Raw genomic sequence first — 16728 nt, 5'->3', positions numbered from 1 at the left:
CGCGCGCGACCTTCGCCGCCGTGCCCGACGAGGAACTGCGCCGCCCGTCGGCGCGCACGCGCTGGACCAACTTGATGCTCGCGGGCGACTGGACGGCTACCGGCCTCCCCGCAACGATCGAAGGAGCGATCCGCTCCGGCCGCAAGGCCGCGGACCGGCTCCTGTCTGAACCTTAGGAAGTGCCGATGAACGACTTATCCCAAGCCATGCCGACCGACGAGACGGCGAGCGTCCTGAGCGCCGCCAGCCTGGCGCCAACGCTTGCGCCCGCGCTCGACGACGGCGCCGCCGCGCTGCCGGCCGGAACCCTCGACGCCGCCGTTGCGCGCGCGACCGACGCGATCCTCGCCGACCAGCGCGCCGACGGCCACTGGGTCTACGAACTCGAAGCCGACGCCACGATTCCCGCCGAATACGTGCTGCTCGTCCACTACCTGGGCGAGGAAGCGAACCTCGAGCTCGAACAGAAGATCGCGCGCTACCTGCGCCGCATCCAGCTGCCGGGCGGCGGCTGGCCGCTGTTCACCGACGGCGACATGGACGTCAGCGCGACCATCAAGGCTTATTTCGCACTCAAGATGATCGGCGACGCCGAAGACGCCGAGCACATGGTGCGCGCGCGCGAGGCGATTCTCGCGGCGGGCGGCGCGGAAAAGGCCAACGTCTTCACGCGCATCCTGCTCGCGCTGTTCGGCGTCGTCACATGGTACGCAGTGCCGATGATGCCGGTCGAAATCACGCTGCTGCCGAAGTGGTTCCCGTTCCATCTCTCGAAGGTCTCGTACTGGGCGCGCACCGTGATCGTGCCGCTGCTCGTGCTCGGCGCGAAGCGTCCGGTCGCGAAGAACCCGCGCGGCGTGCGCATCGACGAACTGTTCCTGAGCGCGCCCGTCACGACCGGTTTGAACGAGCGCGCGCCGCATCAGAGCAAGGGCTGGTTCGGTTTCTTCCGCGCCGTGGACGGCGTGCTGCGCGTGACCGATCCGCTGTTCCCCAGCTACCTGCGCCAGCGCGCGATCGACGCGGCGGTGGCTTTCGTCGACGAGCGCCTGAACGGCGAAGACGGCCTCGGCGCGATTTTCCCGGCGATGGCGAACGCCGTGATGATGTACGACGTGCTCGGCTATCCGGCCGATCATCCGCATCGCGCGATCGCCCGCCAGTCGGTCGAAAAGCTCGTCACGGTGCACGCCGACGAAGCCTACGTGCAGCCCTGTCTGTCGCCCATCTGGGATACGTCGCTGGCGGCGCATGCGCTGCTCGAAACCGGCGACGCACGCGCGGAAGAAGCCGCGCGCCGCGGCCTCGAATGGCTGCGTCCGCTGCAGATTCTCGACGTGCGCGGCGACTGGATCTCGCGCCGTCCCGACGTGCGTCCGGGCGGCTGGGCGTTCCAGTACGCGAACCCGCACTACCCCGACGTCGACGATACGGCCGTGGTCGTGGCCGCGATGGACCGCGTCGACAAGCTCAACAAGACCAATGCCTACGCAGAAGTGATGTCGCGCGCCCGTGAATGGGTGGTCGGCATGCAGAGCAGCAACGGCGGCTGGGGCGCGTTCGAGCCGGAAAACACCCATGAGTACCTGAACAACATCCCGTTCTCGGACCACGGCGCGCTGCTCGATCCGCCGACCGCCGACGTCTCGGGCCGCTGTCTGTCGATGCTCGCGCAGATGGGCGAACTGCCCGTCGCGAGCGAGCCGGCGCGCCGCGCGTACAACTACATCCTCGAAGAGCAGGAAGCGGATGGCAGCTGGTACGGCCGCTGGGGCATGAACTACATCTACGGCACGTGGACGGCGCTGTGCGCGCTGAACGCGGCCGGTCTCGAACACGCCGATCCGCGCATGAAGCGCGCGGCGCAGTGGCTGATCTCGATCCAGAACGAGGACGGCGGCTGGGGCGAGGACGGCACCAGCTACAAGCTCGAATATCGCGGCTACGAACGCGCGACGAGCACGGCGTCGCAGACGGCCTGGGCGCTGCTCGGCCTGATGGCGGCGGGCGAAGTGAATCATCCGTCGGTCGCGCGCGGCATCGCGTGGCTGCAACAGACGCAGCAGGACCACGGCCTCTGGGACGAAACGCGCTTCACGGCGACCGGCTTCCCGCGCGTGTTCTATCTGCGTTACCACGGCTATCGCAAGTTCTTCCCGCTGTGGGCGCTCGCGCGCTACCGCAACCTCAAACGCGACGGCGCGACGCGCGTCACGGTCGGTCTGTGACGATGGCGGCCGCACTGAAGCCGCGTGCGGGCGGCGCGCTGCCCGTGATCGCCGTGACCGGCATGGCGTTCGAGGCGAGCATCGCCGCGGGCAAGGGCGGCGACGGCATCGAGGCCGTCTACGCGGCGCGCGCCGATCTGCTGCAACGCGCGCTCGACGCCGCGCTCGATCGCGGCGCGGCGGGCGTGATCAGCTTCGGCACGGCGGGCGGTCTCGGGCCGGATCTCGAACCAGGGACGATCGTGATCGCCGAGGCGATCGACGGTCCGTTTGGCCGCGTGCAATGCGACGCAGCCTGGAGCGAACGGATGGCGGCGGCGCTGATGGCTTCGCCGCTGGCCGCGCAGACGCGCCGGGGCATCGAAGCCGCAGTGGCCGCGCCGCTCACGGGCGCGGCGGACAAGGCGGCGCTGCATCAGTCGAACGGCGCGCTGGCCGTCGATATGGAATCGCATCTGGCGGCCGCCGCCGCTGCCGCACGCGGCCTGCCGTTCGCGGTGTGCCGCGCGGTGGTCGATCCGGCGTGGCGCAGTTTGCCCAAGGCCGCGATGGCCGGACTGCGCGATGACGGCTCCACGGCCATCCTGCCGATCCTGCGCGAACTCGCGCGCGATCCGCTGCAACTGGGCGGCCTGCTGCGCGTGGCCGCCGACGCCGGTGCCGCGCGCAAGGCGCTGACGGCGGCGCGGCGCGTGCTCACGTCATCTGGCGCTTTTTCCCCGCGCTGATTCCTGCTGATCCCTTTGTTCACGATTTCGCGCCAGACTGTTGCTGGCGCGGAATATTGAAATACCTAGGGAAAACCCCTATCTCTGGTAACATCCTAGTGTTAACCCTAGGTCCACGCCTTCTCGATCTGGGGGCGGATCATGCATAGGGAGTTACCAATATGAATTTTCATACTCGCAAGTGGGTCAAGCCAGAAGATCTGAACCCCAATGGCACGCTGTTCGGCGGCAGTCTGCTGCGCTGGATCGACGAAGAAGCGGCCATTTACGCGATTTGCCAGCTCGATAACCAGCGCGTCGTGACCAAGTTCATCTCGGAGGTGAACTTCGTGAGCTCGGCGCGTCAGGGCGACATCATCGAGTTGGGCATGACGGCCACCGACTTCGGCCGCACGTCGATCACGCTGCGCTGCGAAGTCCGCAACAAGGTCACGCGCAAGAGCATCCTGACGATCGAACGGATGGTGTTCGTGAACATGGACGCCGAAGGCAAGCCCGCGCCGCATGGCCGCGACCGTATTCGTTACGCTGAAGAGGCGTATGAGCGCTATCGCCAGACGGTGCACACGGCGGTGGATGCCACGGCGGTTGCGGCAGCCAGGGAAGCCGAGCGCGAAGCGCTGAACGAAGGCGAAGCGGTGCACTGAGCGGTTTTGCTGTGCGCATGAAAAAACCCGGCGGGGCGAAAGCCTTGGCCGGGTTTTTTTGCGTCTGCGCCGCTCGACTTCGAGCGGCGCGAATCAGCGTGCAATCAACGCGTCATCAAGGCGCCGATGCCGGTTTGGCGGGCACAGCCGTGGCCGAAGCCGCAGCCGGTGCCGAAGCTGCTGCAGGCGCAGAAGCCGCTGACACGCCCGAAGCCGCATGCGCCGCCGCACCGGCAGCAACACCCGCCGTCCCGGCCGCCGCCGCTGCACCAGCACCCGCTCCAGCCGCTGCCGCGCCATTCGCGCTGCCCTCGCCCGGATCTTCGTAATTCGGCAGACCGTTATCCGATGCGCCGCCCTTGGCCGGAGCGGCCGCGCCACCCGCACCATCGGAAGCACCCGGATCGTCGTAATTGGGCAACCCGTTCTCCGACTTGCCCGCGCCACCGCTGTCATCCGACGCGCCCGGATCGCCGTAATCCGGCAGCGGCGCATTGTTGTTCTGCGAGCCGCGAATCATCGACTGGCGCTGCTGGCGGTACGCGTCGCGCACGAACGAATACTTGTCGAGCGCCGCCTGTTGCAGCAGATCGGTTGCGCCCAGCAGATCGGCGCGCGCGCTCACGAACTGCGCGATGTACATCGGGTTGCGCACCGCTGGTTCGATGTAGTTGAGGATGTTGAACTTCACATCCACGCCCATGCCGATGCCGTCGCGCACCGAGCTCGGCCCGAACACCGGCAGCACCAGATACGGGCCGGCCGGCACGCCGTAATGGCCCATCGTCAGACCGAAGTCCTGATGGTGCTTCGGCAGGCCAGCGGGCGTCGCGAAGTCGATCAGACCGCCGAGACCGAAGGTCGAGTTCATCGCGAGACGCATGAGGTCTTCGGTGGCGTCGGTGATCTTCAGCTGCAGCAGGTCGTTGGCGAAATTGCTGACGTCGCCGAGATTGGAAAAGAAGTTCGTAAGCGCCTGCCGGATCGGCTGCGGCGTGACTTTCTGATACCCCTTCGCGATCGGTTGAGCAATGTGCGTATCGAGCGCGTCGTTGAACGTAAAGATCGCGCGATTGGCCGGTTCGAACGGATCACCCGGCTTGCGGTCGGGACCTGTGGCGCAGCCCGACGTCACGAGGAGCGTCAGGCTCGCCGCCGCCATGGTGAGCGCGGCTTGTTTCTTCTTCATTAATCGATCCCCTGCTTATGCGATCGTGCGCGCCTGGCGCGCGGCTTGCCCATCAGCACCGGCTGGAACACCACGGCGCCGATCAGCGTACAGAACAAGGACAACGCGAGCAGTTTGCCCATGCTCGACGTGCCCGGATGATGCGAAAGCCACAGGCTGCCGAACGCCGTGGCCGTGGTTGCGGCCGAGAACAGCACCGCGTGCGTGAGGCTCGAATGCAGCAGGCCGGTTTGACCCGCGCGCCAGGCCATCACAAAGTAGATTTTGAACGCGACGCCGACGCCGAGCATCAGGGGAAGCGCGATGATGTTGGCGAAATTGAGTTGGATACCGAGCACAACGCACAACTCCAGCGTCACGAGCGCCGATACCAGCAGAGGAATCAGCGTGCGCAGCACGTCGCCGAAATGACGCAGCGTGATCCACAGCAGCGCGGTGATGAGCAGCACCGACCACCCCGCCGCCTGGAGGAACGCGAGAATGATCACGTTGGCCGAGTGCAGGATCGAGATCGGGCCGCCGATGGCGTTCGGCTCCGCCGCCTTCACGGCGTGCGAGAAGCGCGCGAGCATGGCGTCGTCGTTGGGATCGACGCCCGCCGGCACGCGCGGCGCGATATCGACGATCGCCTGCCCCGTGATCGGCGACACCCAGTCCAGCTCCATTGCCTTCGGCAGATTTTCGCGCGTGATTTCCGACGGCTGCAGCAGGCGTTCGAGCTGCGCGAACGCAAGCTTGAGCGGCTGGCTGAAGGCCTTTTCGGCGCGGTCGCGCGTGGCGGCGTCGGCGTTCGCGAGCTTCGTCAGGCCGTCCGACAGATGCTTGGCCTCGGCCGCGCCCGGACCCGGGTGATCGCCCGCCGCGAGCGCGAGCTGGTTGGCGGCGCGCTTGAGCGTGTCGACGCGCACCGCGTCCGTGACCGGCGACGACGGCTGCTGCGTGAGCGCCGGCATGAGCTGCTGCGCCGCGCTCGAAATCAGCATCAACTTCTGCTGCTGGTCGTCGGGAATCAGCGAACTCAGCGTGGTCGCGCGGCCCACTTCGGGCAGCTTCGAGAGCTTCGCGGCGATCTTGTCGGCGTCGGCGAGCGTGGGCGCGAGCACGCTCACGTCGTTGATCGAAATGACCGGCGAATTCTTCAGCGCAATCAGCGTCGCCATCGACTCCGTATGCGGGTCTTTCAGGTGCAGCGGATTGAAGTCGAAACGCAGATGCAGCAGCAGCGGCGTGGCGCCCAGCACCACGATCAGCGTACCGATCAGCACGGGATTGCGATGGTCGGCGAGCCATTTGTCGACCGGCGCGAGGAACGCGAAGCCCGGCGAGGCGCGCTCGCCCTTCGGCTTGAACACGCTGATCAGCGCGGGCAGCAGCGTCATGTTCGCGAGGTACGCGACGAACATGCCCACGCCCGCGATCTGGCCGAGTTCGGAGAGGCCCTTGTAGGCGGTCGGCAGGAACGAAAAGAAACTTTCGGCGACGGCGATGGCGGCCAGCGTGAGCGGCACGCCGATCAGGCGCGCGGTCTTGAGCAGCGCCACGTCGAGCCGGTCGTCCTGGAAGCGTTCCTCTCGATACTTCACGCCGAACTGCACGCCGAAATCGACGCCGAGCCCCACGAACAGCACCATGAACGCGACCGACAGCATGTTGAGCGAGCCGATCATCAGCAGGCCGAGCGCCGCCGTGATGGCGAGCCCGACCACCAGCGTGATGAGCACCGCGCCGATGAGACGGCCCGAGCGCAGCGCGAGCCACAGGATCACGAGCACGACGATGGCCGTGATCGCGCCGTTGAGCGCGGCGCCGTCCTGCACTGAGGCGAATTCGTCGTCGGCGAGCGGCTGTTCGCCGGTCAGGCGTATGCGCGCGCCGTATTCCGTGTCGAGATGCAGCGAGGCGGCCGTGTCGCGGATCGCCTGCGTCGCGCTCGCGCCGGCCTTGAGCGCCGCGAAATTCAGCACCGGCTGCACCGTCACGAACGAGAACGCGGGTTTCGCGGCGGCGTCCTTGTCGACGAGCGCGCGCCACGAGAACGCGGCGGGCTTGCCCGCCAGCACCTGATCGACGGTGTCGGCGGCGCTGCCGAGCAGGCCCGCCATTTGCGGCAGCTTGACCTGACCGATCGTCAGCGGCAGTTGCAGCGTGGTGATCAGCGTGCCCGCGAGGCCCGCGAGACTCGGATCCTTCGCGAGCTGGTTGATCAGCGGGCGCGCCTGCACGAGCTGGCCCGTGGTGGACAGCACCGTGGGCGTGGACGGGAACAGCAGGCCGTTGTGCTCGAAGAACGGGCCGCCCGCGGGCTGCGAGACCGCGCTGAATTCGCGCGAGTCCTGCTTGAGCGCGTCGGCGAGCTTGTCGGCGGCGGCGTCGGCGAGTTCGGGCGCCGGCGCTTCCACCACCACGAGCAGCGAGCTGCCGCGTTGCGGGAACGCTTTGTCCTTGGCGTCGCCGAGCGCGGCCCATTCGGCGCTGTTCTCGACGAGGCCGCTGATGTCCGTGTTGATCTTGAAATGCTTCACGACGTACGCGCCGCTCAGGACGGCCAGTACGATCGCAAGTGCGATGACCCACGCCGCGCGGCGAACCGACCAGGCGACGAGGTGAATGATGAATGGCTTCAGCATAAAGGCGAGGGGAGCCTTGGCGATTAATATTCTTGAACGAAGCGCTCAAGTATACCGGCCTCGCCCGTCTCGGCGCGCGTCGCGCACACGAGCGCAAACGTCAAAGCCGTTATACTGGTCCGGCCGGGGCGGGATCGAGCCCCAGACGTGCCATTCGAACAGGCCGGTGTAGTGGCCCGTTTTATCGGCGCCTGATATTTACTGTTCCAAAAACGCGTATGAAACGTTATCTGACCGCATTACTCACCGCCGCCTTCCTGTCGGGCGTGTCGGGCGCCGCCTTCGCGCAGTCCTCGCCGGACGCCATCGTCAAGGCGGCCGTGGAAGGCACCGTGAAGGCCATGCAGGCCGACCCGCAAGCGCGCGGCGGCGACATGAAACAGATCACGCAAGTGGTCGAAACCCATTTCGTGCCGGCCACCGATTTCCAGCGCACCACGCGCATCGCGATCGGCAAGGCCTGGACCACGGCCACGCCCGAACAACAGCAGAAGCTCTATGAGCAATTTCAGCTCCTGCTCGTGAAGACCTACGCCTCGTCGCTGGCGCAACTGCGCGACACCCAGGTCAACTTCAAGTTCGTGCCGTCGAACACCGGCGCGAGCGCGAAAGACACCGTCGTGCAATCGCACGTGCTGAGCAACGGCGGCGACGACGCCATCGACTATCGCCTCGAACGCACGGCCAACGGCTGGAAGATCTACGACATCAACATGATGGGCGCGTGGCTCATTCAGGTCTACCAGACGCAGTTCGCCGACCAGATCGCCAAGGGCGGCATCGACGGGCTCATCAAGTTCCTCGTCGATCACAACGCTCGCAGCTAAGGCCATCGGTTCAGCCCGCAGCTTCGCATAAAAAACGGCGCGTCCTCGCAAGAGGCGCGCCGTTTTGTTTTGGGGAGCGAGCGGGCCGTTGCGCGCCCTCGCCCGCTCACTTCCTGCGGTTCTCCACCGCGAACTTGATCAGCTCCGCCTGCCCTTCGATGTCGAGCTTGCGCTTCAGATTGAGCCGATGCGTCTCGACCGTGCGCACCGAGAGCCCTTCGCGCTGCGCGATCTGCTTGCTGGAGAGCCCTTCGGCGAGCGCATCGAGTATGTCGCGCTCGCGCGGCGTCAGGCGCTCGATGGGCGTGTCCCTGAGCGACGCCTGGATCATGCGCGCGCCGAGTCCCGCGCTGAAATACGTCTGTCCCGCGAGCACCGCCTCGATCGCGCGCACGATTTCCGTGGCCGGCGAATCCTTGAGCACGTAACCGCTCGCGCCCGCGCGCACGGCTTCCGTCACGTATTCGACGTTGTCGTGCATCGACAGCATCAGCACGCGGATCGCCGGAAAGCGCTCGTGGAAGATGCCCGCGAGCGCGATGCCGTTCATGCCGGCCATGCCCACGTCCATCAGCGCGAGATCGGGTTCGAGCGTGGCGGCGAGGCCGATCGCTTCGTCGGCGTTGCCCGCCTCGCCCGCGACTTCGAGGCCCGGCACGGCTTCGAGACGTGCGCGCAGGCCGTCGCGCACGAGCGGATGATCGTCGACGAGCACGAGGCGCGCCGGTTTGCTGGGGTCGTTCATGTGTGTCTGACTTCGTTCGTTGTGTCGGCGACGTTCGCCGCGCGGATGGGCACCCACGCGCTCACGACCGTGTGGCCGGGCTTCGAGCTGACCGTGAGCGTGCCGCCGAGCGGTTCCAGGCGCTCGCGCATGTTGCGCAGGCCCATGCCCGCGCGCGGATCGGCTTGCGCGTGCGCGACGTCGAAACCGCGGCCATTGTCGGCGATCGAGAGCGACACCGCTTGCGGCGTGACCGCCAGCGTGAGCGCCGCGCGCCGCGCCTGGGCGTGCTTGACGATGTTGGTGAGCGCTTCCTGGGCGATGCGGAACAGCACGGTGTTGACGGCGTCGGGCAAGGGCGCGGCGCTCGTCGGCGTGCGGGTGCGCGTGCGCGGCGGGCAGTCGCCCGAAAGCGTGAAGCCGATCTCGATCTCCGACTCCTCGGCGAGTTCGCGCGTGAGCTGTTCGAGCGCGGCGGCGAGACCGAGATCGTCGAGCATTGCCGGACGCAGCGCGTGCGAGATGCGCCGCACTTCGCGCAGCGTGTCCGAGAGACGCGTGAGGCCGGTCGCGAGCGAAGCTTCGGCGGCGGGAACGCGCGTCTCGCCGCGCTCGAAGCGCGCGAGCGCCGATTCGAGCAGCAGTTTCGCCGACACCAGCATCTGGCTGATGCCGTCGTGCAACTCGCGCGACAGGCGCGCGCGCTCCTGTTCCTGCGATTCGACCACTTGCTGCGCGAGGCGCTTGAGCTTCGCATCGGTGCTGCGGTACTCGCTGACGTTGAGCACGAGCGCGCCGAGCGCGATCACGCCCACGCCCGCGAGCGCGATCACGCCGAGCCATTGCAGCGTGCGCTCGATATTCGCGGAGGCGCGTTCGTCGATGTGCGCGAGTGTCGAATCGACGTCGTCGAGATAGATGCCCGTGCCGATCATCCAGCCCCAGCGCGGCAGCGGCACGACGTAGCCGAGCTTCGGTGCGAGCTTGCCCGTGGACGGGCGGTGCCACATGTAGCGCACATAGCCGCCGCCGTGCTGCGCGGCGGCCACGAGTTGCTGGATCGTCAGCGCGCCTTGCGGATCGCGCAGATTCCACAGGTCCTGGCCGACGAGTCCGGGCTCGCGCGGATGCATCAGCGAGCGCCCGTGCAGGTCGTAGACGAAGAAATAGCCGTCGGGGCCGAAGTCCATTTTTTGCAGCACGGCGAGTGCGGCGCGCTGGCGGTCGGCTTCGCTGGCGGTGGCGGGCAGCGCGGTGCGGGCGGCGAGATCGGCGAAGTTGGCGGCGGTGTTGGCGGTGGCGTGGGCGGTGGCGTGGGCGGCGCTGGCCGGATCGACGGAATCGGGCGTGGAATCCGGTGCATACAGCGGCGCGATCGCACTGGTGGCGAGCTCAACGTAATGGCGCAGCTCGATTTCCTTGCTCGACAGATACGCGGCCTGCATGGTCGCGTGCTGGGTCTGCGCGAGCGCCGTGGCCTGCTGGCGCACGCCGATCCCGATCCCCGCGATGGCCGCGAGAAACGGCACCACGGCGAGCAGAAAGATTCGGGTCTTCAGAGTCATGATGAGCGGCTCGATGCGCGGTTCGCGCCTACGTAATATCACGTAGTTCGCTTACGTAGTTGTCCGCTTGTGGCGCACAAGGCGAAAGCGAATACTACACGCCCATAGCGTGGCGCAACTGCGCTACCTGCCGCGCCGCCTTCGACTAGTATGAAACGAAGCACGGCGCGTCGCGCGCCGGTCCCGATGCCGGGCGCGCGAAAAAGACCACCCAACGAATCTATAAATAAGACAGGAGACACCGCATGAGTCGGGCATCCAGTTTTGTCGTCTGGACGATCGTCGCGCTACTCGGCGCGTTCGCGTTCGGCACCATCGCGCTCGCGCACGGCGAGCGAATCAGTGCGTTGTGGGTCGTGATCTGCGCCGTGTGCGTGTATCTGATCGCGTACCGCTTCTACAGCCGCTTCATCGCCACCCAGGTGCTGCAACTCGACGGCCTGCGCATGACGCCGGCGGTGCGCCACAACGACGGGCTCGATTACGTGCCCACCAACAAGTACGTGCTGTTCGGCCATCACTTCGCGGCGATCGCGGGCGCAGGCCCGCTGGTCGGCCCCGTGCTGGCCGCGCAGATGGGCTACATGCCCGGCATGCTCTGGATTCTCGCGGGCGTGGTGTTCGCGGGCGCCGTGCAGGACTTCGTGGTGCTGTTCCTCTCCACGCGCCGCGACGGCCGCTCGCTCGGCGACCTCGTGAAGATGGAGCTGGGTCCGGTTCCGGGCGTGATCGCGCTGTTCGGCACCTTCCTCATCATGATCATCATTCTCGCGGTGCTCGCGCTGATCGTGGTGAAGGCGCTGACGAACTCGCCGTGGGGCACGTTCACCGTGGCCGCGACGATTCCCATCGCGATCTTCATGGGCCTGTACGTGCGCTACATCCGTCCGGGCAAGATCGGCGAGATCTCGATCATCGGCTTCGTTCTGCTGATGGCGTCGATCGCGTTCGGCCAGCACGTGCACGATTCGCCGACGCTCGCCGCCTGGTTCACGTTCACGGGCACGCAGCTCACGTGGATCCTGATCGGTTACGGCTTCGTCGCTTCGGTGCTGCCGGTGTGGCTGCTGCTCGCGCCGCGCGACTACCTCTCGACCTTCCTGAAGATCGGCACGATTCTCGCGCTCGCGATCGGTATTCTGATCGTCGCGCCGGAACTCAAAATGCCCGCGTTCACGAAGTTCATCGACGGCACTGGTCCGGTGTGGTCGGGCAACCTGTTCCCGTTCCTCTTCATCACGATCGCGTGCGGTTCGGTCTCGGGTTTCCACGCGCTGATCTCGTCGGGCACCACGCCCAAACTGATCGATAACGAAACCAACGCGCGCTTCATCGGTTACGGCGCGATGCTGATGGAATCGTTCGTCGCGATCATGGCGCTGGTGGCCGCTTCGGTGATCGAGCCGGGCGTCTACTTCGCGATGAATGCGCCACTCGCCGTGCTCGGCACGACGCCGGACGCAGTCGCGCAGACGGTCGGCCAGTGGGGCTTCGTGCTGACGCCGGACATGCTCACGCACACGGCGCAGGCCGTGGGTGAAACGACGATCGTCGCGCGCGCCGGCGGCGCACCGACGCTGGCGGTCGGCATGGCGCAGATCCTGCACCAGGTCGTGGGCGGCGAAGCGATGATGGCGTTCTGGTATCACTTCGCGATCCTGTTCGAAGCGCTGTTCATCCTGACGGCCGTCGATGCGGGCACGCGCGCGGGCCGCTTCATGCTGCAAGATCTGCTCGGCACTTTCCACCCGTCGCTCAAGCGCACGGAGTCGCTGCCCGCGAACCTGATCGCGACGGCGCTGTGCGTGGCCGCGTGGGGCTACTTCCTGTATCAGGGCGTGGTCGATCCGCTGGGCGGCATCAACACGCTGTGGCCGCTGTTCGGCATCTCGAACCAGATGCTCGCCGGTATCGCACTGATGCTCGCGACCGTCGTGCTGTTCAAGATGAAGCGTGAGAAGTTCGCGTGGGTGACGGCGCTGCCGACGCTGTGGCTGCTCATCTGCACGCTCACGGCGGGCCTGCAGAAGATCTTCGACAGCAACCCGAAGGTGAGCTTCGTCGCGCACGCGCAGAAGCTTTCGGCGGCGCTCGACGCGGGCAAGGTGCTCGCGCCCGCGAAGTCGGTCGAGCAGATGCAGCGCATGATCTTCAACGACTATGTCGATGCCGCGCTCTCGGGCCTGTTCATCTTCGTGGTCGTGAGCATCGTGGTGTACGGCCTGATCGCGATTGCGCGTGCGCGCCGCATCGATCGTCCGACGGTGCAGGAAACGCCGTACGAGGCGATGCCGGCGAACGGCGCGGCCGTGGCGCATCGCGTGCATTGATCGACATTTCACGCACTGACTTACGCACTGAACGGAGCGCATCATGTTCTCGGAACTTCGCGACAACGTGCAGACGGCGGGCCGCTATCTGGGCCAGGCGATGCGTCTGATGGTCGGTCTGCCGGACTACGATGGCTACGTCGCGCACATGCGCGCGACGCATCCCGATCGTCCGGTGATGACCTACGAGGAGTTTTTCCGCGAGCGCCAGAATGCGCGTTACGGTTCGGGCGCGGGGAAATGCTGCTGAGGCGCGGGCTGGAAGGTGAAATAAGCCGCGGCTCATGCCGGTAAAAAAGCGCGATGGCGAAAGCCGTCGCGCTTTTTTCATGGGCGGCGCAAAGCGCCTACACTACGCGGATTACGTCCGCACGCCGTGTCACGAGGGTCGCCGCCGATCATGTCCGCCCGCGAAGAATTCGATGCCTCGCTGTCTGCCTCGCCGCCTTCCGGGTCCACGGACGCGCTCGAAGATCCCGCGCTGCTGCGCCGCCTGTTGCGCGCGAAGGACCGCATGGACGCCGCCTCGCACGAAGCCTGGCCCGTCAAGCGGCTGGCCGCCGTGAGCGGCGTCTCCGAAGCGCATTTCGCGCGCTCGTTCAAGCGCGCCTTCGGTCTGCCACCGCATCGCTATCTGCTCACGCGGCGCATCGAGCAGGCCACCACGCTCCTGCGCGACACCGACCTCGCCATCACCGATATCGCCTTCGCCACGGGCTGGGAAAGCCTCGGCACCTTCGGGCGCATCTTTCGCGACATCACCGGCAACAGCCCGGGCGCGATGCGCGAGGCGGCGCGCGCGAACATGGCCGAACTGGGCAGCGTGCCCGCCTGCGTGCTGAAGGCGGCGCAGCGCCCCGATCTGACGATGGCAGTTTTGGAGAAGCGCCGCCGCGCGGCGAAGGCTACAGTGCGGCCATCATCCAACGCGCGGCCGAAGGCCGGGGAGGCATCATGAATCAAGCCGTGAAGCAGGACGTGAAGCAGGACGTGAAGCAGGACGTGAAGCAAGGCGTCAACGTCGTGGGCATCTACGTCGACGATCAGGACGCGGCGCTCGCGTTCTACGTCGACAAACTCGGCTTTCGCGTCCATGCGGACGTGCGCAACGGCGCGTATCGCTGGCTGACGGTCCAGCATCCCGAGCAGCCCTCGTTCCAGCTCGGCCTCTTCACGCCCGGCCCGCCCGTGCACGACGAGGCCACCGCGCAGACGCTGCGCGCGATGGTGGCCAAGGGCGCGATGCCGCCGCTCGTGCTCGCGGTGGCCGACTGCCGCGCGCGCTACGCCGAATGGTCGGCGCGCGGCGTGGAATTCACGCAGGAGCCGACCGAGCGCTACGGCAGCATCGACGCCGGCTTCCGCGATCCGGCGGGCAACGGCTGGAAGATGATTCAGTCGTGATCTTGTTGTGACGCCCAAAAGAAAAAAGCGCAACGGTCTGCACCGTTGCGCTTTTTTGATTCAGCGATCGCGCCTTGCGGCGCGACCACGCTGAAGTCGCTCTGAACGCAGCGCTTAGCCCGCCGCGACCGTCACCGGCTTCTTGGTCTTGGCCGAGTTCTGGATCTCTTCGAGCTTGATCTCGACGTGACGCGAGAACACGTATTCCGCCGGACGCTGGGTATCCAGCGGGATGTCCTTGACGAATGCACCTTCGGTCTTCGGGCCGGTCAACGCGACCTTCAGCGCCTTCAGCGGATGCGCGACCGTGTCCATCACGGCGGTCGCCTCGAAGCCGCAGTGGACCATGCAGTCCGCGCACTTCTCGTACTTGCCCGTGCCGTACTTGTCCCACTCGGTCGTTTCCATCAGTTCCTTGAAGGTCTTCACATAACCTTCGCCGACCAGATAGCACGGCTTTTGCCAGCCGAACACCGTGCGCGCCGGGTTGCCCCACGGCGTGCATTCGTAGGTCTGGTTGCCGGCCAGGAAGTCGAGGAACAGGCTCGACTGGCTGAACGACCACTTCTTGCCGTTGTTGCCGCGCTTGAAGATTTCGCGGAACAGGTTCTTCGTCTTGTCGCGGTTCAGGAAGTGCTGCTGGTCCGGCGCGCGCTCATACGCGTAGCCCGGCGACACCGTGATGCCGTCCACGCCGATCGAGTGAGCCGTGTCGAAGAACTTCGCCACGCGTTCCGGCTGCGCGTCGTTGAACAGCGTGCAGTTGATGTTCACGCGGAAGCCGCGGCGCTTGGCTTCCTTGATGGCCGCGACGGCCTTGTCGTAGACGCCTTCCTGCGAGACCGAATGGTCGTGCGCTTCGCGGTCGCCGTCGAGGTGAACCGACCAGACGAAGTACGGGCTCGGCTCGTAGTCGTCCATCTTCTTTTCCATGAGCAGCGCGTTCGTGCACAGGTACACGAACTTCTTGCGCGCCATGATGCCCTTGACGATCTGGGGCATTTCCTTGTGCAGCAGCGGCTCGCCGCCTGCGATCGACACGACCGGCGCACCGCATTCGTCCACGGCGCCGAGGCACTCTTCCAGCGACAGACGCTGGTTCAGGATGGGATCCGGATAGTCGATCTTGCCGCAGCCGTTACAGGCCAGGTTGCAGCGGAACAGCGGCTCGAGCATGAGCGCGAGCGGATAGCGCTTATTGCCGCCGAAATGTTGACGGAAGATGTACGCGCCAACGCGGACTTTTTGTAGCAGCGGAATAGACAAGACGTCCTCCTTAAACTTCGCGCGCGACGAGCGGTTGCAACAGCTTCGACGGCAGCTTGAATTCGACTTTTTCTTCACGGCCCGCCATCGTCGACACCTCGACAGGCCCCAACGCGCGCAGCGCGTCAATCACGTTTTCCACCATTTCTTCGGGCGCCGACGCACCGGCCGTGATGCCGACCGTGTGTGCGCCTTCGAACCACTCGGCCTTCACTTCCGAGCCGTCCGCCACGAGGTAGCTCGGCAGACCCGACTCGCTGCCGATTTCGCGCAGACGATTCGAGTTCGAGCTGTTGGTCGCGCCCACGACGAGCAGCACGTCGACCTGCGAGGACAGATCGCGCACAGCCGCCTGGCGATTCTGCGTGGCGTAGCAGATGTCGCGCGTGTCGGGACCGACGATGTCGGAGAACCGCTTGAGCAGCGCGTCGATGATGCCGCGCGTGTCGTCCACCGACAGCGTGGTTTGCGTCACGTACGCGAGCGGCGCGTCGAGCGGCAGCTCGAGCTTGGCCACATCGGCCTCGCTCTGCACCAGCAGCACGGTGCCCGGAATCTGGCCGATCGTGCCTTCCACTTCCGGGTGACCGGCGTGGCCGATCAGGATCAGCGTGCGGCCGGCGGCCACGTACTGGCGGCCCTGAACGTGAACCTTGGTGACGAGCGGACAGGTTGCGTCCAGCACGTCGAGGTCACGGACTTCGGCTGCGCGTTCGACCGTCTTGGCAACGCCGTGGGCGCTGAAAATGGCGACCGCGCCCTCGGGCACTTCGTCGAGCTCTTCCACGAAACGCGCGCCCTTGTTACGCAGGTTTTCGACCACGTGCCGGTTGTGGACGATTTCATGGCGCACGTAGACGGGCGCGCCGTGCTTCTGCAATGCGCGATCGACAATCTCGATCGCACGGACAACCCCCGCACAAAAGCCGCGGGGTTGGGCAAGGATGACTCGCATAAGGTGGCGAACTCCGACTGCCGCGGTTACCGAAAGGGGCGTGTCAGCCCCGCTCGCCGCGACCATCATTATTAATAAGAAGCTAGTAAATGCTTGATCCGCCAGGGGATGGCGGAAAAACCAGACGCGCATTTTAACCCCATCGCCCCGTGTTTGCTGGTTGGCGAACGAGAAGGTGCGGCGCGCACGCGACGATAATCGAATAGGGCCCCGTTTTGGCCTCTATTCGGGCGCGGCT

The 16728-nt window shown here is 66.1% G+C and carries 15 protein-coding genes; 9 read left to right on the top strand and 6 right to left on the bottom strand.

Annotated features, from left to right (window positions below):
- The 4 genes from LDO54_RS39295 to LDO54_RS24245 all read left to right on the top strand — a co-directional run.
- Nucleotides 1–176, top strand: a 176-nt coding sequence (locus LDO54_RS39295; protein WP_436975670.1) for an FAD-dependent oxidoreductase, incomplete at its 5' end; no start/stop codon positions are given.
- Nucleotides 177–185: 9 nt separating this feature from the next.
- Complete coding sequence (gene shc / locus LDO54_RS24255; protein WP_224013213.1) at nucleotides 186–2228, top strand: squalene--hopene cyclase; 2043 nt, start codon at nucleotides 186–188, stop codon at nucleotides 2226–2228.
- A 2-nt stretch (nucleotides 2229–2230) separates the two neighbouring features.
- On the top strand, nucleotides 2231–2956 hold the full coding sequence (locus tag LDO54_RS24250; protein WP_224013212.1) for a phosphorylase: 726 nt from the start codon (nucleotides 2231–2233) through the stop codon (nucleotides 2954–2956).
- 161 nt (nucleotides 2957–3117) lie between these two features.
- Nucleotides 3118–3603: an acyl-CoA thioesterase gene (locus tag LDO54_RS24245; RefSeq protein ID WP_224013211.1), complete on the top strand. Its 486-nt coding sequence runs from the start codon at nucleotides 3118–3120 to the stop codon at nucleotides 3601–3603.
- Between the two features lie 115 nt (nucleotides 3604–3718).
- Here the strand turns inward: LDO54_RS24245 and LDO54_RS24240 are convergent, their stop codons facing one another.
- Nucleotides 3719–4792: an MlaA family lipoprotein gene (locus LDO54_RS24240; protein ID WP_224013210.1), complete on the bottom strand. Its 1074-nt coding sequence runs from the start codon at nucleotides 4790–4792 to the stop codon at nucleotides 3719–3721.
- Nucleotides 4792–7419 carry an MMPL family transporter gene (locus LDO54_RS24235; protein WP_224013209.1) on the bottom strand — a complete coding sequence of 876 codons (2628 nt, stop codon included), beginning with the start codon at nucleotides 7417–7419 and terminating at the stop codon, nucleotides 4792–4794. The genes LDO54_RS24240 and LDO54_RS24235 overlap by 1 nt, the downstream gene beginning before the upstream one ends.
- A 218-nt stretch (nucleotides 7420–7637) precedes the next feature.
- On the opposite strand from LDO54_RS24235, the gene LDO54_RS24230 reads away from it, so the two are divergent.
- A complete protein-coding gene (locus tag LDO54_RS24230) occupies nucleotides 7638–8246 on the top strand; it encodes an MlaC/ttg2D family ABC transporter substrate-binding protein (protein WP_224013208.1) in 609 nt (202 codons plus the stop codon).
- Nucleotides 8247–8352: 106 nt separating this feature from the next.
- On the opposite strand, the gene LDO54_RS24225 is transcribed toward LDO54_RS24230, so the two are convergent.
- Nucleotides 8353–8991 carry a response regulator gene (locus LDO54_RS24225; RefSeq protein ID WP_224013207.1) on the bottom strand — a complete coding sequence of 213 codons (639 nt, stop codon included), beginning with the start codon at nucleotides 8989–8991 and terminating at the stop codon, nucleotides 8353–8355.
- Entirely contained in the window at nucleotides 8988–10535 is a 1548-nt protein-coding gene (locus tag LDO54_RS24220; RefSeq protein ID WP_224013206.1) for a cache domain-containing protein, read from the bottom strand. The genes LDO54_RS24225 and LDO54_RS24220 overlap by 4 nt, the downstream gene beginning before the upstream one ends.
- A gap of 245 nt (nucleotides 10536–10780) precedes the next feature.
- On the opposite strand from LDO54_RS24220, the gene LDO54_RS24215 reads away from it, so the two are divergent.
- From LDO54_RS24215 to LDO54_RS24200, 4 genes are all read left to right on the top strand, one after another.
- Nucleotides 10781–12865, top strand: a complete 2085-nt coding sequence (locus tag LDO54_RS24215; RefSeq protein WP_224013205.1) for a carbon starvation CstA family protein — start codon at nucleotides 10781–10783, stop codon at nucleotides 12863–12865.
- A gap of 43 nt (nucleotides 12866–12908) precedes the next feature.
- Nucleotides 12909–13115, top strand: coding sequence for a YbdD/YjiX family protein (locus LDO54_RS24210; protein ID WP_027820406.1), 207 nt, complete (start codon nucleotides 12909–12911; stop codon nucleotides 13113–13115).
- 150 nt (nucleotides 13116–13265) lie between these two features.
- Nucleotides 13266–13823, top strand: a complete 558-nt coding sequence (locus LDO54_RS24205) for a helix-turn-helix domain-containing protein (RefSeq protein ID WP_224013204.1) — start codon at nucleotides 13266–13268, stop codon at nucleotides 13821–13823.
- Nucleotides 13824–13867: 44 nt separating this feature from the next.
- Nucleotides 13868–14269: a VOC family protein gene (locus LDO54_RS24200; RefSeq protein WP_224013260.1), complete on the top strand. Its 402-nt coding sequence runs from the start codon at nucleotides 13868–13870 to the stop codon at nucleotides 14267–14269.
- Nucleotides 14270–14383: 114 nt separating this feature from the next.
- Here LDO54_RS24200 and hpnH read toward each other — a convergent pair whose 3' ends face one another.
- Together hpnH and ispH are read right to left on the bottom strand one after the other, a co-directional pair.
- The gene (gene hpnH, locus LDO54_RS24195; protein ID WP_224013203.1) at nucleotides 14384–15535 is read right to left on the bottom strand and encodes an adenosyl-hopene transferase HpnH; all 1152 of its coding nucleotides are present in this window, start codon (nucleotides 15533–15535) and stop codon (nucleotides 14384–14386) included.
- 10 nt (nucleotides 15536–15545) lie between these two features.
- Nucleotides 15546–16490, bottom strand: a complete 945-nt coding sequence (gene ispH / locus LDO54_RS24190; RefSeq protein WP_205993742.1) for a 4-hydroxy-3-methylbut-2-enyl diphosphate reductase — start codon at nucleotides 16488–16490, stop codon at nucleotides 15546–15548.
- Nucleotides 16491–16728 lie beyond the last annotated feature (238 nt).

It is taken from the genome of Paraburkholderia tropica (genome assembly GCF_914484835.1).
Classification (GTDB): domain Bacteria; phylum Pseudomonadota; class Gammaproteobacteria; order Burkholderiales; family Burkholderiaceae; genus Paraburkholderia; species Paraburkholderia tropica_A.
The sequence above is the reverse complement of the archived record's forward strand: the minus strand, read 5'-3'. Positions and strand labels throughout refer to the sequence as shown.